The organism is Chromobacterium rhizoryzae (genome assembly GCF_020544465.1).
Taxonomy (GTDB): Bacteria; Pseudomonadota; Gammaproteobacteria; order Burkholderiales; family Chromobacteriaceae; genus Chromobacterium.
Genome location: NZ_CP066126.1, coordinates 4,202,233 through 4,226,417, shown reverse-complemented (window position 1 = coordinate 4,226,417; position 24,185 = coordinate 4,202,233). Strand labels below are relative to the sequence as shown.

Annotated in this window: 17 protein-coding genes and 2 CRISPR repeat arrays (1 of these 19 running past the window's edge); of the genes, 7 read left to right on the top strand and 10 right to left on the bottom strand. The window is 64.1% G+C overall.

Annotation, left to right across the window (positions count from 1 at the left end; translation table 11 throughout):
• Positions 1-723: direct repeats of the CRISPR family, unit length 28 nt; unit sequence TTTCTAAGCTGCCTACCCGGCAGAGAAC; it reaches 209 nt to the left of the window's first position.
• Positions 724-852: 129 nt separating this feature from the next.
• The 4 genes from cas6f to csy1 are packed head-to-tail and all read right to left on the bottom strand — an operon-like array spanning position 853 to position 4,768.
• Complete coding sequence (gene cas6f / locus JC616_RS19175; RefSeq protein ID WP_048408886.1) at positions 853-1,410, bottom strand: type I-F CRISPR-associated endoribonuclease Cas6/Csy4; 558 nt, start codon at positions 1,408-1,410, stop codon at positions 853-855.
• A 3-nt stretch (positions 1,411-1,413) separates the two neighbouring features.
• Positions 1,414-2,451 carry a type I-F CRISPR-associated protein Csy3 gene (gene csy3, locus JC616_RS19170; protein WP_227104847.1) on the bottom strand — a complete coding sequence of 346 codons (1,038 nt, stop codon included), beginning with the start codon at positions 2,449-2,451 and terminating at the stop codon, positions 1,414-1,416.
• Entirely contained in the window at positions 2,448-3,461 is a 1,014-nt protein-coding gene (gene csy2, locus JC616_RS19165) for a type I-F CRISPR-associated protein Csy2 (protein WP_227104845.1), read from the bottom strand. Before csy2 ends, csy3 begins: the two co-directional genes overlap by 4 nt.
• Positions 3,458-4,768, bottom strand: a complete 1,311-nt coding sequence (csy1, locus tag JC616_RS19160) for a type I-F CRISPR-associated protein Csy1 (protein ID WP_227108606.1) — start codon at positions 4,766-4,768, stop codon at positions 3,458-3,460. The genes csy2 and csy1 overlap by 4 nt, the downstream gene beginning before the upstream one ends.
• A gap of 894 nt (positions 4,769-5,662) precedes the next feature.
• On the opposite strand from csy1, the gene JC616_RS19155 reads away from it, so the two are divergent.
• From JC616_RS19155 to JC616_RS19145, 3 genes are all read left to right on the top strand, one after another.
• Complete coding sequence (locus JC616_RS19155) at positions 5,663-5,833, top strand: hypothetical protein (protein WP_162788165.1); 171 nt, start codon at positions 5,663-5,665, stop codon at positions 5,831-5,833.
• Complete coding sequence (locus JC616_RS19150; RefSeq protein WP_166454272.1) at positions 5,830-6,198, top strand: type II toxin-antitoxin system death-on-curing family toxin; 369 nt, start codon at positions 5,830-5,832, stop codon at positions 6,196-6,198. The genes JC616_RS19155 and JC616_RS19150 overlap by 4 nt, the downstream gene beginning before the upstream one ends.
• A 248-nt stretch (positions 6,199-6,446) precedes the next feature.
• Positions 6,447-10,331, top strand: coding sequence for a non-ribosomal peptide synthetase (locus JC616_RS19145; protein WP_227104842.1), 3,885 nt, complete (start codon positions 6,447-6,449; stop codon positions 10,329-10,331).
• A gap of 71 nt (positions 10,332-10,402) precedes the next feature.
• Here JC616_RS19145 and JC616_RS19140 read toward each other — a convergent pair whose 3' ends face one another.
• Positions 10,403-11,311, bottom strand: a complete 909-nt coding sequence (locus JC616_RS19140) for a DUF6216 family protein (protein ID WP_227104840.1) — start codon at positions 11,309-11,311, stop codon at positions 10,403-10,405.
• A gap of 153 nt (positions 11,312-11,464) precedes the next feature.
• Positions 11,465-12,513: direct repeats of the CRISPR family, unit length 28 nt; unit sequence TTTCTAAGCTGCCTATCCGGCAGTGAAC.
• Positions 12,514-12,719: 206 nt separating this feature from the next.
• Between JC616_RS19140 and cas1f the strand changes: the two genes are divergently transcribed.
• Positions 12,720-13,694 (top strand): type I-F CRISPR-associated endonuclease Cas1f, encoded by a 975-nt coding sequence (gene cas1f, locus JC616_RS19135; RefSeq protein WP_227104838.1) that lies wholly within the window; start codon positions 12,720-12,722, stop codon positions 13,692-13,694.
• On the top strand, positions 13,691-17,035 hold the full coding sequence (gene cas3f / locus JC616_RS19130) for a type I-F CRISPR-associated helicase Cas3f (protein WP_227104836.1): 3,345 nt from the start codon (positions 13,691-13,693) through the stop codon (positions 17,033-17,035). Before cas1f ends, cas3f begins: the two co-directional genes overlap by 4 nt.
• Positions 17,036-17,102: 67 nt before the next feature.
• Here cas3f and JC616_RS19125 read toward each other — a convergent pair whose 3' ends face one another.
• The 5 genes from JC616_RS19125 to JC616_RS19105 all read right to left on the bottom strand — a co-directional run bounded on the left by JC616_RS19125 (position 17,103) and on the right by JC616_RS19105 (position 22,885).
• The gene (locus tag JC616_RS19125) at positions 17,103-17,876 is read right to left on the bottom strand and encodes an ABC transporter ATP-binding protein (RefSeq protein WP_019101553.1); all 774 of its coding nucleotides are present in this window, start codon (positions 17,874-17,876) and stop codon (positions 17,103-17,105) included.
• The gene (locus tag JC616_RS19120; RefSeq protein WP_227104833.1) at positions 17,873-18,937 is read right to left on the bottom strand and encodes a FecCD family ABC transporter permease; all 1,065 of its coding nucleotides are present in this window, start codon (positions 18,935-18,937) and stop codon (positions 17,873-17,875) included. Before JC616_RS19120 ends, JC616_RS19125 begins: the two co-directional genes overlap by 4 nt.
• Positions 18,934-20,043 (bottom strand): ABC transporter substrate-binding protein, encoded by a 1,110-nt coding sequence (locus tag JC616_RS19115; protein WP_048408875.1) that lies wholly within the window; start codon positions 20,041-20,043, stop codon positions 18,934-18,936. The genes JC616_RS19120 and JC616_RS19115 overlap by 4 nt, the downstream gene beginning before the upstream one ends.
• 160 nt (positions 20,044-20,203) lie before the next feature.
• On the bottom strand, positions 20,204-20,494 hold the full coding sequence (locus tag JC616_RS19110) for a DUF2218 domain-containing protein (RefSeq protein WP_227104831.1): 291 nt from the start codon (positions 20,492-20,494) through the stop codon (positions 20,204-20,206).
• Between the two features lie 252 nt (positions 20,495-20,746).
• Positions 20,747-22,885: a TonB-dependent receptor domain-containing protein gene (locus JC616_RS19105; protein ID WP_166452707.1), complete on the bottom strand. Its 2,139-nt coding sequence runs from the start codon at positions 22,883-22,885 to the stop codon at positions 20,747-20,749.
• 326 nt (positions 22,886-23,211) lie between these two features.
• Between JC616_RS19105 and JC616_RS19100 the strand changes: the two genes are divergently transcribed.
• Complete coding sequence (locus tag JC616_RS19100) at positions 23,212-23,526, top strand: hypothetical protein (protein ID WP_146176701.1); 315 nt, start codon at positions 23,212-23,214, stop codon at positions 23,524-23,526.
• Between the two features lie 73 nt (positions 23,527-23,599).
• Positions 23,600-24,034: a DUF411 domain-containing protein gene (locus JC616_RS19095; protein WP_227104828.1), complete on the top strand. Its 435-nt coding sequence runs from the start codon at positions 23,600-23,602 to the stop codon at positions 24,032-24,034.
• Positions 24,035-24,185 lie beyond the last annotated feature (151 nt).

The window sequence follows — 24,185 nt, the reverse complement described above, 5'->3', positions numbered from 1 at the left end:
GTTCGACCGCCAGCAGTACATCGATTTTCATGTTTCTAAGCTGCCTATCCGGCAGAGAACATCATGCGCAGCGCGGTACGCCTTGCCAGGGATTTCTAAGCTGCCTATCCGGCAGAGAACCTTGGTGCCAATGACGCGCGCAGCGTCGATCATTTCTAAGCTGCCTACCCGGCAGAGAACCCGAGCATGCTAATAGCTGTCTCGCTCCTGTTTTTCTAAGCTGCCTACCCGGCAGAGAACTGGCCCGGCCAACATCCGCGCCGGCTCGTTTATTTCTAAGCTGCCTACCCGGCAGAGAACGGGATAATAGGATTTGGCATAGCTCCAATGATTTTCTAAGCTGCCTACCCGGCAGAGAACATCCAGCTGCTGCCCGGCGCGCCGTACACGCTTTTCTAAGCTGCCTACCCGGCAGAGAACGCTCAGCGACGAGACCGGCGCCAAAACCTACAATTTCTAAGCTGCCTACCCGGCAGAGAACTAACTTGAGCCGTAGGGGCCGTAGAACCAGCATTTCTAAGCTGCCTACCCGGCAGAGAACAAGGGCAAGCAACTGCGGCGTGCCGACGCAATTTTCTAAGCTGCCTACCCGGCAGAGAACAGCAGACTGGCGCATCGTCAAAAACAAGCTGCCTTTTCTAAGCTGCCTACCCGGCAGAGAACATGGTGTCGACAAGAGCGTCGACCATCTCATCTTTCTAAGCTGCCTACCCGGCAGAGAACTAGAGCCTTTCCCCCGCAAACCCGCGCCAGCGGGGGAAAGCATCGCTTTCCCCAATAAAAACCCTTTTATTTCTCCCCGCGCCAAGCCCTTGATTTAACAGGCTTGGCGGCGGGGCAGGAAAAAAAGGGTTAGAACCACGGCACGGTGGCGTCGGGGCTGAGGCCGAAGGCGTTGAAGCGGCCGCTGTGGGTGGCCGGGGCTGGGCGCTGCTCGATGTGCAGCTGGTAACGTTGGCCGGTGCTGGCGCTGTTGAGGGTGAGGAAGGGCAGGGTTAGCCGGCGGGCGGCGCTGTCCGGGAAACGCTGCGCGGCTTCTTCCGCGCTGATGCCCAGCCGCCGCACCAGCCGGCGGCGCTCCTTGTCCGGATTGGTCTTGGCCTGCTTGCGCCGCACCTGCCAGGCTTCCGCCTGCGGCGGCACCGGCTGGATGGCGGCCAGCGCGATGTGGTCGCGCATGCCGCTAAGCCAGTCGCCGGCCATCAGCCGCTGCAAGGCGGCGTGGCCGCCGTGCAGGCGCAGGGTGTCGCCCAGCGCGGCGGCCGGGGCCGCGCGCGGGAAGCTGACGCCGATGTCGTCGCGGCCTTGTTCGCTCAGCGCGCGGTGCAGCTTGGCGAACAGCGCGTTCATCAGCAGCGTGGGCGCAAACTCCGGGTCCGGGCGTAGCCGGATGTCCAGGTAGTGATCCATGGCTTACTCCGCCGCGCCGAACACACCGCCGCGGATCAGCGTGGCCAGCACAAAGTGCTGATCATGCGGCGCCGGGGCCTGGTCTTTCAGCACCCAGTTGTCCAGCAGGGTGTAGAAGTCGGACTTGGCCTTGGGCTGGCGGCAGGCCTTGCCCAGCGTGGTGACCGAGCCGTAGGGCTCCACCGCGATGGGGCCGAGCTGTTCGGCTTCCGGGTGCCAGTCGTCAATGGTGCGGATGGCGTTGCCCAGCTTCTGCGAGTGGATGGCGGCGATTTTCAGCGTGCCTTGCTCGATGGCGTACAGGGTTTTGCTCTTGTCGCCGCGGCTGCGGTCCAGGATCAGCTCCTGCGACGGGAACACCTCCTGGCCGGCGCCCAGCCGCGCAAAGGCGGTGATTTGCAGCAGCAGATGGCGCTGGCCGGCCAGGCCGGCGGCGATGGCGGCGGCCAGTTGTTCCAGCGCGGCGGCCTGATTGCCGGGGTCGAAGTGGCGCAGGGACAGCGCCAGCGCGTCGAACTGCCATTGCTGCGCCGGCTGGCCTTGCTCCAGCAGCGCCACCCGTACTTCCACCTGCTCCGCGCCCACGCGGTTGCGCCACAGGAAGCGGCCGTTGGCCAGGTTGCAGGCATAGCGGCGCGCCAGCTCGGCAAAGCCGTGAGCTTGCACATAGCCGGCCACGGTGGCGCGCAGCTTGGCCTGGTAGGCGCTGTCGTTGCAGGCGGACGGCGCGCCGACATTGCCCAGTACCCGCAGCGTGAAGCTGATCTTCAAGGTGTCCGCGTGGTGCGGCAGCGCGGCCACGTCCACGGTTTGCAGATTGGGGTTTTCAATCTGCGCGTCCAGCTTGGCCGGGTCCTGGTCCTTGGTTTTCAGGCGGTTGGAAATGGTGCCGCGCACGGATTTTTCGATGACCCTGACCGGCTCCCAGCCGGCGTGCTGCTCGCGCTGTTGCCAGTCGCCGGCGTGAAACAAGGCGTCGGACGGGTCCAGCTTGCGTTCAAAGGCCAATACGGTAGCGGTTTTCAGCGGTGCGGTGCTCATGAGGCTTCCTTTCTGTCTTCTATTTCCAAGGTGGCGGCGTAATCATTGCGGCAGCGGTACAAGCCGCTGGCGGTGTCGTCGTCGGCGTACCACAGCAACTGGCCGACATCATGCAGCCGGTGCGGGCTGAGCCATTCGCCCAGCGAATACAGGCTTTCCACAAAGCGGAACGGCGTCTGCGCGTCGCGGGCGTTGGCCACGCTGCCGGCCGGGTAGAGCGGGGACAGCGCGCCGTAGCCCACCGGCATCGGCACCGTCCAGCCCTGGCTGTGGCCGCGTTGGCTGCGCCATTCCAGCGTGCGGCGCGGCTCGCCGCCGGTCGGGTCCGCTTGTTCCTGCCAGTGAGGCGCGTGGTTGATGCGGGACAGATCCAGCCAGGCGTCGAAGAGGTCTGTTTGCGGCTGGCTGGCGCGCAAGGCGGCCAAGTGGCTTTGCAGCAGATCGTCGCGGGACACCAGCGCAAAGCCGGGCAGCAGGCTGCGTCGCAGCTGGCGGAATTGCTCGCGTTGTTCCGTCTCGTCCTCGCTCAAGGTCATCAACTGCGGCGCGGGACGGCGACGGCCGGGCAGCGGCGGCGTCACGCTGCCGCCGGCAATGCGCATGCCGTGCAGGGTGTCCGTTACTTGCCGCGCCAGTTCCGGCAGCTGCTCCCCTGGCGCGGCCAGTGCTTCGCCGGTGAGGCCGAACAGCAGACTGATGTCCAGATGGATGCGGCCTTCCTCCACAATGGCGGCGGTGGCGCCGTCCTTGTCCACCGGGTTGCGGCTGAGGTGGAAACCCTGGGTGTACGCGCCGCTGGTCTGCGCCTGGTAATGGTGGCAGACCACGCCCACCGCCTCGAACTGCAAATCCAGGCTGCCGGCCAGCTTGCGCTCCAGCGCCTGGGCCAGGCCGGTGAAGGCGGTAATGGCCGGAAAGCCCCAGGTGAAGGGGCTGGAAATGGCGTTGGCGTTTTGCACCCGCAGCCGGGGCACGCTCAGCAGGCCGGTGATCACGGGCAGAGTGCTCATGCTTGCTCCTTGGCCATGGCCGCCAGCTGGCGGCGGGTTTGATCGTGCAGGGCCTGCCAGCCCAGGTCCCCGGCCAGCTCACGCGCCCAATGGTGGAATTCCGCGTCGCCCATCTCCAGCGGGCTGGCGTCGAATTGCTGGTTCAGCCAGCGGCCGAAGCGTTTGGCCACTTCCAGCGGCCAGTCCTCGCCGTGCCAGCGCGCGGCAAAGTCCGCGTCGGTATCGGCGCGCCAAGGGTCCAGCCACAGCTGCTGGTATTCCGGCAGCCGGCAGCGCGTGTCCGCGCTCCAGCCGGGCGGCAGGCCTTCGTGCATTTCCTTGCCGAACAGCAGCAGTTCCTCCAGCAGCGCATTGCCCAGATCGTCACGACGATCTTGGGCATCTTTGTTTTGAGGCGGTTGGCTTTCCAGAAAGACGCGCAGTTGGCGGACCAGCCGGCGCACATCGTTGCGGCGGCCAAAGCGCAGCAGCGCGTCCTCGCTATTGAGCGGCGGTTTCAGGCCCTGGCTTCGCCACTGCGGCGGCAGGGAAGCCAGCAGATAGTTATTGCCCTTGCGTTCGCTATTGAGCTGGGAAATATTCTGCGGCTTGGTGCCGCCCAGTTTCTGCACCGCCAACTGCGGATAGTCGCAATAGCCGTGCGGATGCTCGCGCTGTTCGCGGCGGGCCTGGCGCGCGGCCTTGGCGGCTTCGCCGAAGCGGTGCTCCTGGATGGTTTGGTACAGTCGCTGCGCCAGCGCGCTGGGATAGAGCGGGGCCAGTAGGTGGTAGTGCTCGTCCTTGGCCGGCTCGTAACCCACCAGCCAATACACTTGCTTGGCGCGGCTGTGGCTGGCGAGGTTTATACGAGGCTGCTGTAGTGTTGCAAAAATCTCGAGCCATTTTTGGGATAGCTCTGAGTCATTACTAAGTGCTGCGGCAAAGTCGCTATCTCGTGATGTTGCCAATTCAAGTAGGGCTTTACCATCAAACTTTTGTTCTAAGAATTTGTAAAACGCTGAGGAAATGGCTGCATTGCCAGTGAGGTCATTGTTGAATGTAGGGCCAAGTAGATGACTACCAACTTCTTGATGAGGTGGGAGTTTGTTTGGATAGCAATAAAGGTTAGTTGCTTCGGTAATTTTGATATCGGGATGAGTAGCTTTTAGCAGGTGGGTGACAAACTGAACCTCGAGGGCCCGTTGAACGAGGTTTGAGAGCCAAGTTGTCGGTTGATAATTGGCCAGCAGCGCTTCGCGCTTGGCGTCGTCGTCGGGCGCGAGCTTGTTCAACTTATCGTCGCGCCGTTGCCGGATGAAGTCGGTCATCAAGGCGCGTAGTGCTGCGGCGCGGGGCGTGAGGGTAGGGGGCATGGCTGGTCCTTGGATCAAAATCAGGAACAAACAGCAGTGCGGCCCCGGCGCGATTGGGCTGCCGGGGCCTTGGGTCGGTGCTTCATTGCATGCGCATCCTCCTGTTTTGCAAGGGATAGGGATGGGTGTGAGCCGGTCTTCCAACTTTGTCACGCGCTTGCGCAACACCGACATCCGCCATTTTTTTACCTAGTTAAAGTGACATTTATCGTTAATGAGCAGTGGCGACTTGTAACATCGGCGCCACTGCCGGCATAAGGCAGCTTAGAAATAGTCCAACTGAAACTTTCATTTCAGTTCTCTGCCGGATAGGCAGCTCAGACCGGCCAGCGCGCAAGCGACTGGCCTTTTTTACGTCCATCCGTTTGGCATGCCATCTATCTAGTGTGCCTGCGAGCAGGTGATATTGGTATGGACAGTGGTCGGGATTTACTTGACCTGTATCAGGCGGGGGTGGAGCAGGGGGTCTGGTGTGCTGAACTCAGGCGGTTAAGTCATGTGTTCGGCGGGATGGTGCTGCCATGTGATATCGATTTGTCTGCTGTGGAAGCTGTTAGACTTGTATGGCGTGCTGCCGGATAGGCAGCTTAAGTAACGGAATAAACCTACTGTTCATCTACCCCGTATGTTCTCTGTCGGATAGGCAGCTTAGAAAAAGCTCGGCGGTCACCCTTTGCCAGCAGTGATGTTCACTGCCGAATAGACAATTTAGGAAAGAGTGGTACCACACCATCCCACGCCAGACTGCTGTTCTCTGCGGGATGAGGTGCTCATTTCTCTTGCCCAGACTGGTTGATGTTCCTACAGGTCTATTCAGCAAAAATGGCTTCGGCTTGAAGGAAAGTAATGATGAGCAAAACAGCTAAAAACTATGGGATTGTGCTGAAGGCGCGCAAAGGGCCGGTCAAGCCGGTAGAGCTGGATTTGAGCGGTGAACCCGGCGTGCGCATTGTCAAGACTGCGGCCAAGCGGGTGATTCAGCGCCACAAAAAAGTGATCAAGGCGTTGGCGGATCGATGATCAATCCACGCGTGGTGGTGCAGTTGCATGATGCCATTTTGGAGATGGAGCCAGGGTTGGCGGGCATGCATGACATTGGGCCGCTGGAGGGCGCGTTGGCGCGAGTGGATAACAAGATCCGCTATGAGGGGATGGAGGATATCTTCGATATCGCCGCCATGTATGCGGTGGCCATTGCTCGCGGCCATTGCTTCAATGACGCCAATAAACGGACCGCGCTGGTGACGGCGCTGACTTATCTGGACTTGCAAGGCGTGGTGATTCTGCGTAGTGCCAAGCTGGAAGACATTATGGTGGATGTCGCTTCCGGGGCCTTGGAGGTGACGGAACTGGCTACGATTCTTTACTCACTGGCTAATTCATAGCTATCAGAATCTCAAAGGGCGTTTAGCCAATGTGCCCGCTAGCGGCACTGTGAAGCATGCTTGCTGCGGTGTGCCGTACTTCAATGTTCCTGCTACTTAGGCGAAGGGTGTGAGGTGCTTTGCTATGTAGTGAGGCTTATCAATTCAATATTGATAATCATTCCCATTTATAGTGTAAGATTGCTGCTCTCATTTGATCTGCCCACGCATCATTGCGCTGGCATGGAACCGCAACGGCACGCCTTCTTATGACTTTGACCGCTTCTCGCCTCCCCGTCAGCGCCGCGCAGCACGGCATCTGGATGGGACAGCAACTTTCCCCGGACAACCCGAGTTACCTCACCGCCGAAGCCACCGAGCTGCGCGGCGCGCTGAACCTGGACGCCTTGCGCGACAGCGCCGCCGAGGTGTTGGCCAATTGCGCGGCGCTGAACATGCGCTTTGAGTTTGACGGCAGCCAGCTGTGGCAGCAGCCGGTGGCCGCGCAGGCGGAGATACCCTGCCTGGACTTCAGCGCGGAAACGGAACCGGAAGCGGCGGCGCGCGCCTGGGTGGCTCAGACGCTGGCGCGGCCGTGCGATCCGGCGCGGGACGCGCTCTATCTGGGCGCGCTGTTGAAGCTGGGGCCGGAGCGGCACTGGTGGTATCTGCAGACCCACCATATCGCGCTGGACGGCTTCGCCTACGGCCTGCTGAGCCAGGCGCTGGCGGCGCGCTACAGCGCCCGCGTCAAGCAGCAGGCCCTGCCGCCGCTGGCGGATTGGTCGCTGGACAAGATCGTCGTCGCCGATCACGCCTACCAGGCCAGCGAGGCCTGCGCGCAGGACCGCGCCTTCTGGCTGCAGCGCCAGGGCCGGCAGCCGGCGGCCAGCACGCTGGCGCCCGCCGCCTTGCTGGCGGACGGGGTGAACAAGGCCGAGCAATGGCTGAGCCCGGCGCAGATCGCCGCTTGGCAGGCTTCGGCCAAACAGCACGGCGTGGACTGGGGCGCCTGGTTGCTGGCAGCGGTGGGTGCCTGGCTGGCCAAGCGCAGCGGCCGCCGCGCGCTGACCCTGGGTCTGCCGGTGATGAACCGCCTGGGCACGCCGGCGCTGGCGGTGCCGTGCATGGCGATGAATATCGCGCCGCTGAGCCTGCGGCTGGACGAAGAGCTGGGCGCGGCGGAGCTGAGCCGCCAGCTGGCGGACAGCCTGCGCGCGATCCGGCCGCATCAGCGCTATCGCTACGAGCAGCTGCGCGGCGATCTGGCGCGCGTTGGCGGCCAGCAGCGCTTGTTCGGCGCGGTGGTGAACCTGATGCCCTTCGACCGCCGCGCGCCGTTCGCCGGCCTGGACAGCCGGGTGCTGCCGCTGGGTTCCGGCCCGGTGGAAGATGTGTCGATCAATTTCAGCCTGTTGAACACCGAATGGCGGCTGTGCCTGGAAGCCAACCCCAACGCTTACCCGCAGGCGGAGCTGGACGGCCTGCGCGACGATTTGCTGGCCTGGCTGGACGCCTGGGCCGGCCGCGCGCCGGACGCCGCGTTGAGCGAGTTGCTGCCGGAGCTGCCGCCGCTGAGCGTGCTGGACGGCGCAGCGCTGGAGCGCGAACCGCTGGAGGTGCTGAGCCTGATCCGCGCCGCCGCCGCCGCGCGGCCGGACGCGACGGCGCTGGAACAGGACGGCGAGCGCCTGTCCTACCGCGAGCTGTTGCAGCGCGTGCTGCAACTGGCCGGCCGCTTGCAAGCCGCCGGCCTGCAGGCGGAGGAACGGGTGGCCATCGTGCTGCCGCGCAGCCCGGAAGCCATCGTCGCCATCCTGGCCACGCTGTGGGCCGGCGGCTGCTATGTGCCGCTGGACCCGCACGGCCCGCCGACGCGGCTGGCCATGGTGCTGGACGACGCGCAGCCGCGGTTGGCCGTCACCCTGAACGCCTGGCGTCCGCTCTTGGGCGCCGTGCCGGCGCTATGTCTGGACCTGCCGCCGCAACAGGACGCGCTGGCCGCCGCGGACCCGGCGCCGGAAGCCGGCCAAGCCGCTTATCTGCTCTACACCTCCGGCTCCACCGGCAAGCCCAACGGCGTGCTGGTCAGCCACGGCGCGCTGGCACAGTTCGTCAGCAGCGCCGGCCAGCTGTACCGCATCGGCGCCGACGAACGCATTCTGCAATTCGCGCCGCTGCACTTTGACGCCAGCATCGAGGAAATCTTCCTGGCGCTGTGCCATGGCGGCACCCTGGTGCTGCGCACCGACGCGATGCTGGAATCCATGCCGGCCTTCGCCGCCGCGGTGGCGCGCCAGCGCATCAGCGTGCTGGACCTGCCCACCGCCTTCTGGCACGAACTGGCCTTCGCCTTGCAGCCGGAACTGGCCGCGCAGCTGGCCAGCGTGCGGCTGACCATCATCGGCGGCGAAGCCGCGCTGCCGGAACGCGCCGGCCGCTGGCAGGCGCTGTTGCCGGGCAGCGTGCTGCTCAACAGCTACGGACCCACCGAGGCCTCCATCATCGCCACCAGCGCCATCCTGTCCGGCCCCGGCGCGGTGTGGGACGGCGGCGACAGCGTGCCCATCGGCCTGCCGCGCCCCGGCGTGCGCGCCGTCATCGTGGACGAGTGCCTGCAGCCGGTGGCGCAGGGCGAGGACGGCGAACTGTGCCTGCTGGGCGAGGCGCTGGCCATCGGCTACCTGGGCCGCGAAGAACTGACCGCGCGCCGCTTTGTAACGCTGGACGCGTTGCCCGGCGCGCCGCGCGCCTACCGCACCGGCGACCGCGCGCGGCTGAGCGACGGCCAGCTGCGCTTCCTGGGCCGGCTGGACCATGAAATGAAGATCAGCGGCCTGCGCATCGACCCGGCCGAAATCGAAAACGCGCTGCTGGCCTGCCCGGAGGTGCGCGAGGCGGCGGTGGTGGGCCTGCCGCTGGCTGGCGGCGGCTATACCCTGGCCGCCTTCCTCAGCGGCGGCGAGACCGAGCCGGCGGCGATGCGCGCGCGCTTGGCCGAGGTGCTGCCGGCGGCGGCGATCCCGGATCACTGGCGCTGGCTGGACAGCCTGCCGCGCAACGTCAACGGCAAGATAGACCGCAAGCAGCTGGCCGCCGGCATGGAAGCGCAAGCGCCAACCGCGGCGGAAGACGCCAGCCCGCTGGAACGCCAGGTGATGGAGGTGTGGCAGCAAGTGTTGGGCGTCACCCCGCCCAGCCGCCACGCCAACTTCTTCGAACTGGGCGGCAAATCGCTGCAAGCCATCCAGGTGGCCAACCGGCTGGCGCAGCGCCTGAACCGCGAAGTGGCGGTGTCCGCGCTGTTTAGCCACAGCACGGTGGCGGCGCTGGCGCAGGCGCTGAGCGCGCCCGCCGCGCACCGGCCGCCGTCGGCCAGCGAAGGCCAGGAATTCGCGCCGCTGCTGACCATCCAGCCCGGCGCGCTGCCGGCGCTGTTCTGCCTGCACCCGGCGGAAGGCCTGTCCTGGTGTTATCTGGGCCTGGCCAAACACCTGCCCGGCGTGGCCATCTACGGCCTACAAGCCACCGGCATCACCGGCGACAAGCCAGCCAGCTTCGACGCGATGGTGGCGGACTACGTAGCCCGCGTGCGCGAGGTCCAGCCGCAAGGGCCGTACCGGCTGCTGGGCTGGTCCCTGGGCGGCGGGCTGGCGCAGGCGATGGCGGCGCAGCTGCGCGCCGCCGGCGAAACCGTGGAACTGGCGGCGCTGATGGACAGCTATCCGACCGCCAGCTGGCAGGGCCGGCCGCAACCGATATTGCACGACGCGCTGGTGACGGTGCTCAGCGTCAACGGCGAAGTGGACGCCGACGAAAACGGCCAGCCGTTGGACAATGAGGCGATCTACCAACGCCTGCTACGCCCCGGCAGCCCGCTGGCGCCGCTGGGCCGCGCCGCGCTGGAGCGGCTGGGCGCGGCCTCGCTGCACGGCATGCAATTGTTCCGCGACAGCCAAACCCCGCCTTACGACGGCGACGTGCTGCTGTTCCGCGCCGGCATCCACCCGGAAGACGCGCCCAAGCCGGAAGATTGGCGGCCCTTCCTCGGCGGCAAGCTGGAGTGCGTGGAGCTGGACTGCGACCACTTCGGCATGAGCGATCCGGAGCCGATGAGAAGGATAGGCGAGGAGTTGGCGCGGCGCTTGGCTTGAGCCGCGCTGGTTTGATGAAAAACGCCGTTCACCCTGGGTGAGCGGCGTTTTTGTCTATGCTGTCAGACTGTTCATTCGCTGGCAGCAGGATCTGCTTGCTTGTGGCTTGCCGGGAGCGGGGCCGTCATCTCCGCTGCGGCGGGGAGAGGCTCAGTGGTGAGCTGGCCTCTTTCTTCCTGCTTCGCTTGGCGTGCTTTTTGACGACGAATCATCTCCTTCGCACTGACACAACGGCGCAATGGCTGCACGGTTAGGAATAGGAAGAAACCGGTATAGGCGCTTAGAAATAAGAGCAGCATGCGTTGCTTTGATACGGTGTCGCTGATCGCCTTGGGGTAATTGGTCTGCTTGAAGAATTTGCAAAAAATTTGGGCGTCGTCAGGGGAGAAACCCGTGGCCGGGAGCGAGGCCTTGGCGCAGTCGCTTTCACTGATTTTGTTCTTGCCCCATAAGCCGGTGATGGTTTTTTGGCTGCTGGCAAAGAACCAGGTCTTGCTTTCCGTGGTGGCATAGAGCCCGTCGTCTATGCCGGTGCTGGCAACACCGCTGGCGGTGAGGATGCCCAGCACGAGAACAGCTAGCAGTAGGGCGATGCTGCCTAACCTATTGGGCGAGGTGATATTGCCGGGCTCGCTGAGCTTGAAGTAATGCCCGCAGCGTTTGATGTCGTCGATATCCTCGTTGTGCTTGGCCGCCCATTGGATCAGCGTCAGCATTTCTTGTTTGGTGCGGATCTTAAGCCCGGTCAGGGTACGGAACTTCATGATGGCGTTTCTTTCATCCAGAAAGTCCGCCAGCAGTTTGTCGTTGATTTCCTTCTTACCGCCCACGATGCGCCATAGCAGCGTCAAGGGAATGTGGTAGGACTGGGTGCGCAGCACCACGAACAGAATGGCCAGTATCGGCAGCGCGCCCAAGATGATGGCGGTGAGGGGCGAGATCAGTTTGGATGCCTGATTGACGTAGTCAATGTATTCCACGGCCACTCCTTTGATGATTTTATTGGCATATTTTATCCTTTGGGAGTGGCTTTGTTCAGGCGGCAGATCAAGAAAAATGCCCCATCAGGAGCGTTTTGTTTGCGGGCTAGCTGGCAGTGAACGCGGTAACTCGCCAGGATCAGTTCTCTCCCGTTTCTAAGCTGCCTATCCGGCAGTGAACTTGGTGGCCGCGCTTTGATACCCGGTGTTGGTTTTCTAAGCTGCCTATCCGGCAGTGAACTGGCTGACAGAGACTAGGCGTGTGCTCAAGCCTTTCTAAGCTGCCTATCCGGCAGTGAACCCGGCGACGTTGCGCACTTTGATGATGCCGTTTTTCTAAGCTGCCTATCCGGCAGTGAACGTCGCCTTCATTCAGTGCATCGTTGACGATCTTTTCTAAGCTGCCTATCCGGCAGTGAACGGCGGCACAACCAGAAATCGCCCGGCTTATGGTTTCTAAGCTGCCTATCCGGCAGTGAACCATTGTAGGGTTTTAGTGGCTATCGCACCTGTTTTCTAAGCTGCCTATCCGGCAGTGAACCGACTGGCATGATCCATCATCCAGCCGGGGAATTTCTAAGCTGCCTATCCGGCAGTGAACGAGAAACAGGCCGCTGCCTGTCTCGGCCCATATTTCTAAGCTGCCTATCCGGCAGTGAACTGATGCTGTTCATGGTGTCCTCAGTACTGGATTTTCTAAGCTGCCTATCCGGCAGTGAACGACCAAACGCCCCACTTGCAGCGCTGCATAGTTTTCTAAGCTGCCTATCCGGCAGTGAACACGACCGACACACTTAAGCCAGATCACGTCGCTTTCTAAGCTGCCTATCCGGCAGTGAACATGGAAACATCGGTGCCCTACGTGTCGTGCCTTTTCTAAGCTGCCTATCCGGCAGTGAACTCTGGACAATCGGCGCCACGGCGCCGCCCGGCTTTCTAAGCTACCTATCCGGCAGTGAACCAGGAAGTTACCCGGGGTGAACGAGCCGGTACTTTACTAAGCTGCCTATCCGGCAGTGAACAGCTGGTCAGCGGCATCAATACCTTGACGTAATTTCTAAGCTGCCTATCCGGCAGTGAACTCGTTTGTCACGCGCGTCCGGACATGCGACATTTTCTAAGCTGCCTATCCGGCAGTGAACTGTCATGGGGCATTGGTCGGATGGATATGTAGTTTCTAAGCTGCCTATCCGGCAGTGAACTAGAGTCTACACCGCTCATAGTCCTTATGGCGCGGGCATTTGCAGCGATTCCTCCGGCGTTGACCCAAATTTCCAGATTGTCGCTAAGTCATTGTTTTTAAATGTCGGAACCAGGGGGCTGAAAAAAAGGGTAGTCCGCGCAGGCTGTCCCACCGTTCATGCCCATGGCAAGATATGCCGTCGCGTTCCATCCTGAAGGGCTCGCCGTGTCCGATTTTCCCCCGTCTGATCTCAAGACCATTCTGCATTCCAAGCGCGCCAATCTTTACTACCTGCAGCACTGCCGGGTGCTGGTCAACGGCGGGCGGGTGGAGTACGTCACCGACGCGGGCAAGGCTTCGCTGTACTGGAATATCCCCATCGCCAACACTAGTTGCATCCTGCTGGGCACTGGCACCTCGGTGACGCAGGCGGCGATGCGGGAGCTGGCCAAGGCCGGGGTGATGGTGGGGTTTTGCGGCGGGGGCGGCACGCCCTTGTTTAGCGCCAATGAGTTGGAGCAGGAGGCGGCGTGGTTTGCGCCGCAAAGCGAGTACCGGCCCACCGAGTATCTGCAGTACTGGGTGCGTTTCTGGTTTGACGACGCGCAGCGGCTGGCTGCGGCCAAGGATGTGCAGCTGGCGCGGCTGGGCTGTTTGCAGCGGCATTGGCTGGGCAGCCGCGCCTTGCGCGAAGCCGGTTTCGTGGTGGAAGAGACCGGCCTGGAGGCGGCCTTGCAGGCCTCGCGCCAGGCGATTGCCCAGGCGCCGGACCACGCGCATTTGCTGACCGAGGAGGCGCGGCTGACCAAGCTGTTGTTCCGTTTGGCGGCGCAGGCCACCGGTTATGGCGATTTCAGCCGCGCCAAGCGCGGCGCCGGCACGGACCCGGCCAACGCCTTTCTGGATCACGGCAATTACCTGGCTTACGGCCTGGGCGCCACCGCGGCCTGGGTGCTGGGCTTGCCGCACGGCCTGGCGGTGTTGCACGGCAAGACCCGGCGCGGCGGGCTGGTGTTCGACGCGGCGGATCTGGTCAAGGATGCGCTGATCCTGCCGCAGGCCTTTGTTTCCGCGATGCGCGGCGACGATGAGCAGACTTTCCGCCAGGCCTGCATCGAGGCGCTGACCCGCGGCGAGGCGCTGGACTTCATCATCGACACCTTGAAGGACATTGCCGAGCGGCGGGGGCGGGCGGCATGAATATCCTGCTGATTTCACAATGCGACAAGAAGGCGCTGACGCGCAGCCGGCAGATCCTGGACCAGTTCGCCGAGCGCCGCGGCGACCGCGTCTGGCAAACGCCGATCACCCAGGCCGGGCTGGACACGCTGCGGCGCTTGCTGCGCCAGAGCGCGCGCAAGAACACCGCGGTGGCCTGCCACTGGATACGCGGCCAGGACCATAGCGAGCTGCTGTGGATCGTCGGCGACGCCAGCCGTTTCAATGCCGACGGCGCCACGCCCACGCACAGCACCCGCCGCAATGTGCTGCGCAGCGCGGACGAGAACGATTGGCACAGCGGCGAGGACATCCAGCTGCTGGCCGGCCTGGCGGCCTTGCTGCACGACCTGGGCAAGGCCAGCCAGGCGTTTCAGCAACGGCTGCGCGGCGAACGGAGCGAGCGCAATCTCTACCGCCACGAGTGGGTGTCGCTGCGCTTGTTTCAGGCCTTTGTCGGCGATGACGACGACGCCGGCTGGCTGGCGCGCTTGCGGCAGCCGACGGAGCAGGATCACGCCAGCTGGCTGGCGCGTTTGCAGGCGGACGGCATGGGGGAGGCGTGCGAACCGCCGTTTTCCCGTCTGCCGCCGCTGGCCGCCGCGGTGGGTTGGCTGGTGCTGACGCATCATCGGCTGCCGCTGATGCCGGAGTTCAAGCAGGAGCGGCAATGCCGCTTGGGCGGCAAGCTGGAGGGTTTTCAAAGCCGCATGCTGTTGAATATTCCGGCCCATATCGACGCGCGCTGGAACGAATGGCGGGAGACGGAGGCCGAGCCGGCGCAGCTGGCGCCGTACTGGCGTTTCCCGCTGGGCCTGCCGGTGAATACGCCGGCCTGGAGCCGCCGCGCCGCGCGGCTGGCGGACAAGCTGGCCGCGCGCCTGACCGCGCGCGGCGAGACGCGCTGGCTGGACAATCCTTACGCGATGCATGTGGCGCGGCTGAGCCTGATGCTGGCGGATCACCATTTTTCCAGCCTGGATTACGCCCAACTGCGGCACAAGCGCGGCCAGGCCGGCTATCCGCTGTGGGCGAATACTCATGGCCGGTCCGGCGATTTCAATCAGCCGCTGGACGAGCATTTGCTGGGCGTGGCGGAGCAGAGCGCTTTGGTATGCCGCGTCTTGCCCGGTTTTGAGCGCGAGTTGCCGCGGCTGCTGCGGCGCAAGCGCTTGCTGCAGCGCAGCGCCGATGGGCGCTTCCGCTGGCAGGACCGCGCCGCGGACCAGGCCGCGGGAATGCGCGCGCGGGCGGCGGAGCAGGGCGCTTTCATCGTCAACATGGCGTCCACCGGCTGCGGCAAGACGCTGGGCAATGCGCGGATCATGTACGCCTTGGCGGACCCGGCGCTGGGCCTGCGTTGCGCGTTTGCGCTGGGCTTGCGCGCGCTGACGCTGCAAACCGGTCAGGCCTTCCGCCAGCGGCTGCGCCTGAACGAGGACGATCTGGCCATCTGCGTGGGCGGCAGCGCCAACACCCAGTTGTTCAAACACTATCAACGGCAGGCGGAGGCCAGCGGCTCGGCCTCGCGTCAGGCTTTGTGGGATGAGGGCGGCGAGGTGCGTTACGAGGCCGGCGGCGAGCACCCGCTGTTGTCGCGCGCGCTGCGCGATCCGCAAACGGCCAAGCTGCTGCAGGCGCCGCTGCTGGTGTGCACCATAGACCATCTGACGCCGGCTACGGAAAGCCAGCGCGGCGGGCGGCAGATTGCGCCCATGCTGCGGCTGATGAGCGGGGACCTGGTGCTGGACGAGCCGGACGATTTCGACCTAGCGGATTTGCCGGCGCTGACCCGGCTGGCGCATTGGGCCGGCTTGCTGGGCAGCCGGCTGCTGCTGTCGTCCGCCACCTTGCCGCCGGCGCTGATCGAGGGCTTGTTCGAGGCCTATCTGGCCGGCCGCCGTCAGTTCCAGGCCAATCGCGGCCAGCCGGGGCGGCCACTGGCGGTGTGCTGCGCCTGGGTGGATGAACAGGACCGGGCCCAGGAAGACTGCGCCGATGTCGACGCTTTCCGCCGGCGGCAACGCCAGTTCGCCGGCCGGCGCGCCGATTGGCTGGCCACGCAGCCGGCGCGGCGCCATGCCGAGCTGCTGCCGTTGAGCTTCGGCCAGGGGCAGGCGCCGGCCTTGCGTCGGGAGTTCGCCGCCCAGTTGCAGCCGGCTATCGAGCGCTTGCACCGGCTCAATCAGCAGCGGGACCCGATCAGCGGCCAGGCGGTCAGCTTCGGCCTAGTACGCATGGCCAATATCCAGCCCTTGTTCGAGGTGGCGCTGGCCTTGTACGCGCTGCCGTGGCCGGCGCACTGGCAGCTGCATTTATGCGTCTACCACTCGCAATACCCCTTGCTGCTGCGTTCCGCCATCGAGCGCCAGCTGGACCAGGCGCTGAATCGTTCCGATCCGCAGGCGGTGTTCACGCTGCCGGCCATCCGCCGCGAGCTGGACGCTGAGCCGGAGCGCGAGCATGTGTTCATCGTGCTGGGCTCGCCGGTGACCGAGGTGGGGCGGGATCACGATTACGACTGGGCGATCGTCGAGCCCTCGTCGATGCGTTCGCTGATCCAGCTGGCCGGCCGGCTGCGCCGCCACCGTCCGGATCCTTGGGACAAGGTGAATGTGTTGATTGGCGAGCGCAATCTGCGCAGCGTGGAACAGCCCAGCCAGCCGGCCTTCTGCTGGCCGGGCTTCGAGAGCGAGACGTTTGCCTTGGACAGCCATCTATTGAGCGAACTGCTGGAGGAGGACGAGTACCGGCATCTGGACGCGCGGCCGCGCATCGTGCAGCCGGAGCCCTTGCGGCCGAAGCGGCGCTTGTCGCACCTGGAGCATGCGCGGCTGGCGCAGATGATGTCGCCGGCCGGCCAGGCCAAGGCTGCCAGCAGCAGGCCGGGGCGGGAGGGTCAGGCCATCGCGCCCTTGGGCGCGTATAGCTGTTGGCAGCAGCCGCAGGCGCTGCTCAGCGGAGTGTTGGCGCAGCAGCAGCCTTTCCGCGCCAGTGGCGAGCCGGAGGTGGATTTGCTGTTATTGCCCACCGAGGACGGGGGCAATTATGTGCTGCACCGGGTGGTGGCCCAGCCGTGGCCGAAGCCGCCGGACTTTATTCCGGCTGAGAAACAGAAGAACCAGCGGGTGCCAGACGCGGCGTTGACGCAGCCGAATATCCGAGCCTGGGGCCACAGCGAGTATCCGGCGGCCTTGGCCGAACTAGCGGCGGAGCTGGGCATGGAGCTGGACGCCTGTGCGCGGCGCTTTGGCGGGCTGAGCTTGCCGCGGTCGGACAATGGCTGGCGCTTCCATCCGGCGCTGGGGTTTTGCAAGGCTTGAGGCGCGCCAGCAATGAAAACGGCCGAGGCGGCGAGCGTATCGCCGGGGGCCTCGGCCGTGTGGGGGCTCAGCGCAAACCGCTGTGCAGCCCGTCCACCAGCACATGCGCCACGCCCTGAGAGCAGCGCTCCACCCGGCCGCTGACGCCGTAGACGCGGCGCAGGCTTTGGCTGTCTATCACCTCGTCCGGCGCGCCGTTGGCTTGCAGCGCGCCGTCCTTCAGCATCAGCACCCGGTCGCAATGGCGCAGCGCCACATTGAGGTCGTGCAGCACGATGACGGTGACCATGCCGCGGCGGCGGGTTTCGCGGCGCAGCAGGTCCATCACGTGGAACTGGTAGTTGAGGTCCAGCGCGGACAGCGGCTCATCCAGCAGCAGCACCGCCGGTTCGCGGATCAGCGCCTGGGCGATGCCCACCAGCTGGCGCTGACCGCCGGACAACTGGTCCAGGTAGCGCAGCGCCAGTTGCTCGATGCCCAGCGATTGCAGCAGCGCGAACACTTGCTGGTCGTCGTGGCGGCGCGACAGGCCGGCGGCGGTGGCCTGGCCGGCCACCATCAGCGATTCGAACACCGACAGATGCACGCTGGGCGGCAGGGTCTGCGGCAGGTAGGCCACTTCGCCGCGCTGGCGGCTGAGCGCGCGCTGGTCCAGGCGGACGTCGCCACTGCTGTGCTGCAGGCCGGCCAAGGCGCGCAGCAAGGTGGACTTGCCGCTGCCGTTGGGGCCGAGCAAGGCCGTGATGTCGCCCGCCCGCAGACAGGGCACGTCCAGCGCGCGTATCACCTGGCGCTTGCCGTAGCTGACCGAGAGTTGATGGATGGACAGGGCGGAGCTCATTGGCGGCCTCCGTTGCGCAGCACGATGGCGATGAAGAAGGGGATGCCCACCAGCGAGGTGACGATGCCCACCGGCACGATGACGCCGGGCACCAGATTCTTGGTCACCACCGAGGCCATGGACAGGATGGCGGCGCCGGTCAGCGCGCTCACCGGCAGGTAGAAGCGGTGATCCTCGCCCACCAGCCGGCGCGCGATATGCGGCGCGATCAGGCCGATGAAGCCTATGGTGCCGACGAAGGCCACCGCCAGCGCGGTGAGCAGGCTGGCGCGCAGCAGCGAGCTGAGGCGCAGCCGGCGCACATTGATGCCGAAGCTGGCGGCGCGGTCTTCGCCCAGCCGCAGCGCGGTCAGCCGCCAGGACTGGCTCAGCGACCAGGGCAGGATCAGCGCGAAAGCGCCGAACAGCAAAGCGATCTTGGGCCAGTCCGCGCGCGACAAGCTGCCCATCAGCCAGAACACCAAGTCTTGCAGCGAGTCCGCGGTGGAGACGAATTGCAGCAGGGACACCAGGGCGTTGAAGCTGAAGAACAGCGCGATGCCGAACAGCACCACGCCGCTGGTGGGCATATTGCTCCAGCGCGCCACCACGTCCAGCAGCAGCGCGGAACCGAGCGCGAACACGAAGGCGTTGACCGGCAGCATCCACGGGCCGGGGATGCCGGGGAGGCTGACATCCAGCAGGATGGCCAGCGCCGCGCCGAAGGCGGCCGCCGGCTGCAGGCCCAGGGTGAACGGGTCCGCCAGCGGGTTGTGCAGCACGGTCTGCATTTCGGCGCCGGCCAGACCCAGCGCCAGGCCGGCGGCGATGGCGATCAGCGCGTAGGGCAGGCGGATCTGCCAGACGATCACCTCGGTGGCCGGATCGGCGGCGGCCGGGTGCCACAGCGTCTGCCAGAATTCGGCCAGCGGCATGCCGCTGGCGCCGGTGGTGACGTCCAGCGTCAGCGAGACGGCGAGCAGGCTCAGCAGCACGGCCATCAGCAGCAGCCGGCGCAGCAGGGTGCGGCGGTAGTCCGCCGCCACCATGGCGGCGGAAAGCGTTAGGGTTTCGCCGCTCATTTAACGCCCTTGACCCAGTAAGTGCCTTGCGGCTCTATGGCCAGGAAGTCGCGGTGCAGCTGCTTCCAGCTGGCGTCCGGGTCCAGCTTGGCGAAGCGCGCCGGTTGCAGTTCCTTGGCGAAGGCTTCCAGCAGCACGATGTGGTAAGGCGTGTTGTAGAAGTGGTGCCAGGCGCCGAAGGTACGGCCTTCGCGCACCGCGCGCAAGGCGCCCACCGGGCTGCGCGCGGCGGTGCGCTTGAGCGAGGCCTGCGCCTGCGCCGCGCTGATGTTGGCGCCGAACTGAATGCCGGTCTTGTCGGCGGCGTCCGCGGTGCCGGTGCCGATGTAAAGATCCGGATTGCTGGCCAGCACATGCTCCATATTCACTTCGCCCACCGCGCCGGGAATCAGCTTGTCGGCGATATTGACGCCGCCGGCGGCGTCCACCAGCTCGCCCAGGCTGCCGCGGCCGGCGCTGGTGACGTTGCTGAAGGCGCCGGCGCGCAGGTCCAGGAAGGCCTTGGGCTTTTGCTGCGCCGGGATGGCGGCGACGACTTTGCGGATGGCGTCCATCTTGCCCTGGTAGAAGCGGATGAAGCGCTCGGCCTCGGCCTCGCGCTGCAGCGCCTTGCCCATGATGCGCAGGCTGGGCACGGTGTGTTCCAGCGGCGCGTTGCGGAAATCGACGAAGACCACCGGCACCTTGGCTGCTTGCAATTGCTGCACGATGGGGTTGTTCAGGCCCGGGCCGTGGCCGGAGATGCTGAACACGGCGATGTCGGGGCGCAGCGTCAGCACTTTTTCGGCGCTGACCGAGTTTTCGCTGGTCTTGCCGATCAGCGGAATCTGGTCGATGGCCGGGAAGCGTTGTTTGTACTGGGCGTAGGTTTGCGGGTCCAGCTGGCGGAAGTCGCCCTGCCAGCCGGCGATGCGGGCGATGGGCTGCTTGCCTTCCAGCAGGGCCAGCGCGTAGAACAGCCGGCCTTCGCCCAGGAGGATGCGGTTGACCTTGGCCGGCACTTCCACTTTACGGCCGGCGATGTCGGTGACGGTGGCGGCTTGGGCCGCCAGCGTGGCCGCGGCCAGCGCGCCGGCCAGCAGCAGACGGGAGAACAGTGTTTTCATTGTGATTCCTTGAGCGATACGGCTCCGCTGCCAAAGCCCGCCGCGGTGGAGAGGGCGGGTGGACGGGCTTTAGCCGTGGAGCGGGTGGCAAGCATCATACAGAAACGGGAGCCGCCGGGCAGGCCCGGCGCGCTCGGAAAACGCGGCTGGGCTGGGGGGCTTACTCGGTCTTGGCCCAATCCAGTTTCAAGTCCGGCGTCTTGGCCATCAGGCCCAGGTGCTCGTCCATGATGAATTCGATCTTGGCCAGCTTGTCGGCCGCGTCGGCGGCACAGATCATGTCCAGGGTGTCGTCCTGGCGCTGAATCCGGCATTCGCCGATGGGGAAGTGCACATGAGCCTGGTGGCTGTCGAACTCCACCGGGACTTTCAGCGCGTAGTGCTTGCACAGCTTGTACAGCACCTTGTCGGCATTGGGCGTGGTCAATTGGGCGCGGCTGCTCAACATCATCAATTCTCCAATCGTAAAAACGGGAACAGGCAGTTGGCGAATCCGGCGGATTCGGCAACTGCCGTGCGGTGTTTCCGGCCCGTCCGGGGACGGGCCGTCAGGGTGCGGCTTAGAAGCTGTTCACAATCTGCTGCGCGTCGGCGATACCGCGTTGCCAACGGCTTCGGAATGCTCATGTACCACTTGTACATTCCGCTTCCTCAACCGTTTGCGCCTTGTCTCGCTCTAGCTCGCGAGATCGTGAACACCTTCTTAGAACTTGCCGGTCAAGGTCAGCCAATAGCGGCGGCCCTCGTCGACCATCCAGTTGCCGTTAAGCGGCGCTTTGGTTTTGTCTTTCTCTGCGTTGCCTACGCGGTCGTCGATCGGTACTTTGCGGTCGGTCAAATTGAAGACGGCGAAGTTGACGTCGAAGTTCTTGCTCAGCTTGTAGCTGCCGCCAAAGTCCCAGGTGCTGGAGCCGCCGCGGGTGCGCGCATCGTAAGCGCCGTTGCGGAAGCCGGTGTAGTACTGTTTGCCTTCAAAGTTCAGGCGAGTGTACAGGTCCAGCTTTTCCATCGGCGCCCAAGCCAGCTTCACATTGCCGGCGTGTTCCGGTGTCTTGTCCAGCGGTAAGCCGTTCAGCGATTGACCGGACAGCGAGGTTTCCTTGCCGCCTTCGCGCTTGGACTTGGTGTAGGTGTAGTTGCCGGACAGCGTCCATTTCGGCATGAAGGTCCAACTGCTGGACAGCTCGAGACCACGGATATCAACTTGGTCTACGTTGTCGTAGACATAGACTCTCGCATCTTTGTATTGCTTGTCGTTTCTATCGAAGTACTTCAACTGATCGGTAAATTGGTCCGTACCGTAGCTGACTACCTTGTTGCGGAAACGATTGTAGAACAGAGTGGCGCTGCTGTTCAGGTTCCGGCTATTGTCGAAATGAAGACTAACTTCATAAGAAGTGCTTTCCTCAGGCTTCAGTTTGGAGTTGCCGCACAGCAAACCAGTCTCTACGCGGCTGCCGGTACGCATGCAATAGCCGTCGGTGCTTTGGCGAATGGTCGGCGCCTTGAAACCCTTGCCCGCGCCACCTTTCAGTGTCCACTGCGAGCCCAGGTGCTGGACCAGGTAAACGCGCGGGGTGAAGTGGGTGCCGAACACGCTGTGGTGGTCGACGCGACCGCCGGCGGTGATGGTCAGATTGTCAGTGGCCTCATAGCTGTCCTCGGCGAACAGGGCCCAAGTATTGACAGTAACTTTATCCGGATTGGCAGGGCCTTTGTATTGGAATGGCGGAAGCAGGGCCTCTTGTGCCTGAAGATCGGAACCAACTTGTCGGCCAAACTGGGTGCCAACCTTCACTGTGTGCCGATCCAGCAGGAAGGTCAGTTGGCCGTCCAGCGTGGTATTGGCCAACTTCACGCCTTTGCCGTCGCTGACGTTGTTTTCGTCCGAGCTGGACTTGGCCATTTCCTGATACAGCGCGACATTGGAACGGATATTGCCGTATTTGCCGTTGTGGCTCAGGCTCCAGTGATCACGGGTATCGTATTGATCGTATTTGCCGAGAGTCGGGGACAAACTCTTGCCGCCCGTGGTGGTCTTGCGCAGTTCGTTATGGCCGGCTTCGAAGGTGATCTCGTGGTCCTGGTTCGGGGTGAAACTCAACTTGGCGTTGATGTCGGACATGTGATTGGCGTCTTTGCCGCCGTCGCCGCTCTTGCTGTAGAAAATATTGTCTTCAGCCTGGTTGTTCAGCGAGCCGTAGACTTGCAGCGACAGCAGGTCCTTCATCAGCGGGCCGCCCAGCCAGAAGCTGCTCTGGCCGGTATTGCCTTCGTTCGAATGTTCGGTGATGGTGCCGCCCAGCGTCATCGAACCATGCCATTCCTTGGGCGCTTTGCGGGTGATGATGTTGACCACGCCGCCCATGGCGTCGGAGCCGTATAGCGAGGACATCGGGCCGCGCACCACTTCGATGCGCTCAATCGCCTCCATCGGCGGGATCTGGTATTGCTGGAAACCGCCGGTGCCGCGGCTACGCACTTCGCGGGTGCCTTGGCGGCGACCGTCCACCAGGATCAGCGAGTATTCGCCGGGCATGCCGCGGATGGAGATGTCCTTGTCGCCAGGGCCGGAGCCGTTGATGTTGATGCCTTCCAGGTCAACCAGCGCGTCGGTTAGATTGGTGAACGGTTTTTTCGCCAAGTCTTCACGGGTGATCACCGAGATGCTGGCCGGAGCCTGTTTGATTTTTTGCTCGTAGCCGGAGGCGGTGACCACGACCGAGGGCAGCGTGGCTTCGGCTTCCGCCGCGTGGGCGGCGGGCAGGTAGAGGGCGGAAACCGCCGCGGACAACAGGGCAAGGCGCACGCCGTGACGGGCGGCGGAGTCAAAGGTTTTCATTATCGTGGATACCTGGAAATCATCACATGAACGAAGCCCATTTGATCCGCGTCCCGGCAAGGCCGGCGCTGTGTGCATGCCGTTGGCGTTTAGTTTGCGCAAGGAATGTCAAATGGGACCATAAGTATCCCACCGAATTAATGCGAACGCAAATGCGAATCGTTATTGATTGAGGGTGTGATTGTACTCGATCGCCACAAATCTGGCGCGGATATGACCTGGCTCAAACTTTGCGCGGGGTGGGAGAAATGGCGAAATGGCTTGGGAACCAAGGCGCTATCCGTCAGTCTCAAGCCTGTTCCGGACTCAGCGCTCTACCTGAATCGATGCCTATTCGTCTGCCCTTGCTACTGTTGCTAACGTGTCTGCTGCTCTTGCCGCAGGCGGGTTGGAGCATGGGCGGACGTATGGACGCCAGCGCGCCCTGCGTCTGGATGGCCGACGACGGCGCGGCTTGCCATACCCAGCCGGCCAGCGCCGCTCAGGCCGCCGCTTGCTGCCAGTTGCCGGCCGCCCCATGGCCGGCGGCGCCCAGCCTGCCCTTGCAGGCGATCCGCCCGGTGCTGCAGGCCAAGGCTGAAATAGTGTGGTCCGGTTTCATCCCCGCGCCGCCGGAGCGGCCTCCCCAATCTGTTGAATGATCCTTTTTTTGCGCCAACCGCGGTTTTGCGGGCTGGTTCGCTTTTTCATTCAAATAGCATTGGATTTCATCTCATGAATAAACGCATGTATTGGGCCGCCGCCGCGCTGGCCGTTTCCTTGATGTCCCCCGTGGTGGCCGCCGCCGGCGGCGTGATGCACAAGGACCCGTATTGTGGTTGCTGCACCGCCTGGGCCGAGCATATGCAGCAGAACGGCGTGGCGCTGCAAAGCCGCAACGAGGCGGATATGTCAGCGTTGAAGGCCCGCTTGAAGGTGCCGGCGGATCTGCGTTCCTGCCATACCGCCGAGATCGGCGGCTATGTGTTCGAAGGCCATGTGCCGGCGGATCTGGTGAAGAAGGTGCTGAAGGACAAGCCCAAGATCGTCGGCCTGGCGGTGCCGGGCATGCCGATGGGCAGCCCGGGGATGGAGGGGCCGAGCAAGCAGCCTTATCAGGTGTTGAGTTTTGATGGGCAGGGGAGGCGCAGCGTCTACGCCACGCGTTAAGACCCGCTAACAAAACCCCCTGATCCTGCGTTGCGCCTCCTTGTCGTACGACTTGTACTGCCTGCGTCGGCGCACCTTGGCTCAGGTGCGCTGCGCGGTTTTGTTAGCGACTCTAAGAACCTGTTCATAGTCTGCTGCGCTGCGGCGGGAT

Excerpts from the sequence above, each read along its gene's own strand:
- cas6f (WP_048408886.1), bottom strand. The coding sequence starts at position 1,410 with ATGGATCACTACCTGGACATCCGGCTACGCCCGGACCCGGAGTTTGCG.
- csy3 (WP_227104847.1), bottom strand. The coding sequence starts at position 2,451 with ATGAGCACCGCACCGCTGAAAACCGCTACCGTATTGGCCTTTGAACGC.
- csy2 (WP_227104845.1), bottom strand. The coding sequence starts at position 3,461 with ATGAGCACTCTGCCCGTGATCACCGGCCTGCTGAGCGTGCCCCGGCTG.
- csy1 (WP_227108606.1), bottom strand. The coding sequence starts at position 4,768 with ATGACCGACTTCATCCGGCAACGGCGCGACGATAAGTTGAACAAGCTC.
- JC616_RS19155 (WP_162788165.1), top strand. The coding sequence starts at position 5,663 with ATGAGCAAAACAGCTAAAAACTATGGGATTGTGCTGAAGGCGCGCAAA.
- JC616_RS19150 (WP_166454272.1), top strand. The coding sequence starts at position 5,830 with ATGATCAATCCACGCGTGGTGGTGCAGTTGCATGATGCCATTTTGGAG.
- JC616_RS19145 (WP_227104842.1), top strand. The coding sequence starts at position 6,447 with ATGACTTTGACCGCTTCTCGCCTCCCCGTCAGCGCCGCGCAGCACGGC.
- cas3f (WP_227104836.1), top strand. The coding sequence starts at position 13,691 with ATGAATATCCTGCTGATTTCACAATGCGACAAGAAGGCGCTGACGCGC.
- JC616_RS19125 (WP_019101553.1), bottom strand. The coding sequence starts at position 17,876 with ATGAGCTCCGCCCTGTCCATCCATCAACTCTCGGTCAGCTACGGCAAG.
- JC616_RS19120 (WP_227104833.1), bottom strand. The coding sequence starts at position 18,937 with ATGAGCGGCGAAACCCTAACGCTTTCCGCCGCCATGGTGGCGGCGGAC.
- JC616_RS19115 (WP_048408875.1), bottom strand. The coding sequence starts at position 20,043 with ATGAAAACACTGTTCTCCCGTCTGCTGCTGGCCGGCGCGCTGGCCGCG.
- JC616_RS19110 (WP_227104831.1), bottom strand. The coding sequence starts at position 20,494 with ATGATGTTGAGCAGCCGCGCCCAATTGACCACGCCCAATGCCGACAAG.
- JC616_RS19105 (WP_166452707.1), bottom strand. The coding sequence starts at position 22,885 with ATGAAAACCTTTGACTCCGCCGCCCGTCACGGCGTGCGCCTTGCCCTG.
- JC616_RS19100 (WP_146176701.1), top strand. The coding sequence starts at position 23,212 with ATGCCTATTCGTCTGCCCTTGCTACTGTTGCTAACGTGTCTGCTGCTC.
- JC616_RS19095 (WP_227104828.1), top strand. The coding sequence starts at position 23,600 with ATGAATAAACGCATGTATTGGGCCGCCGCCGCGCTGGCCGTTTCCTTG.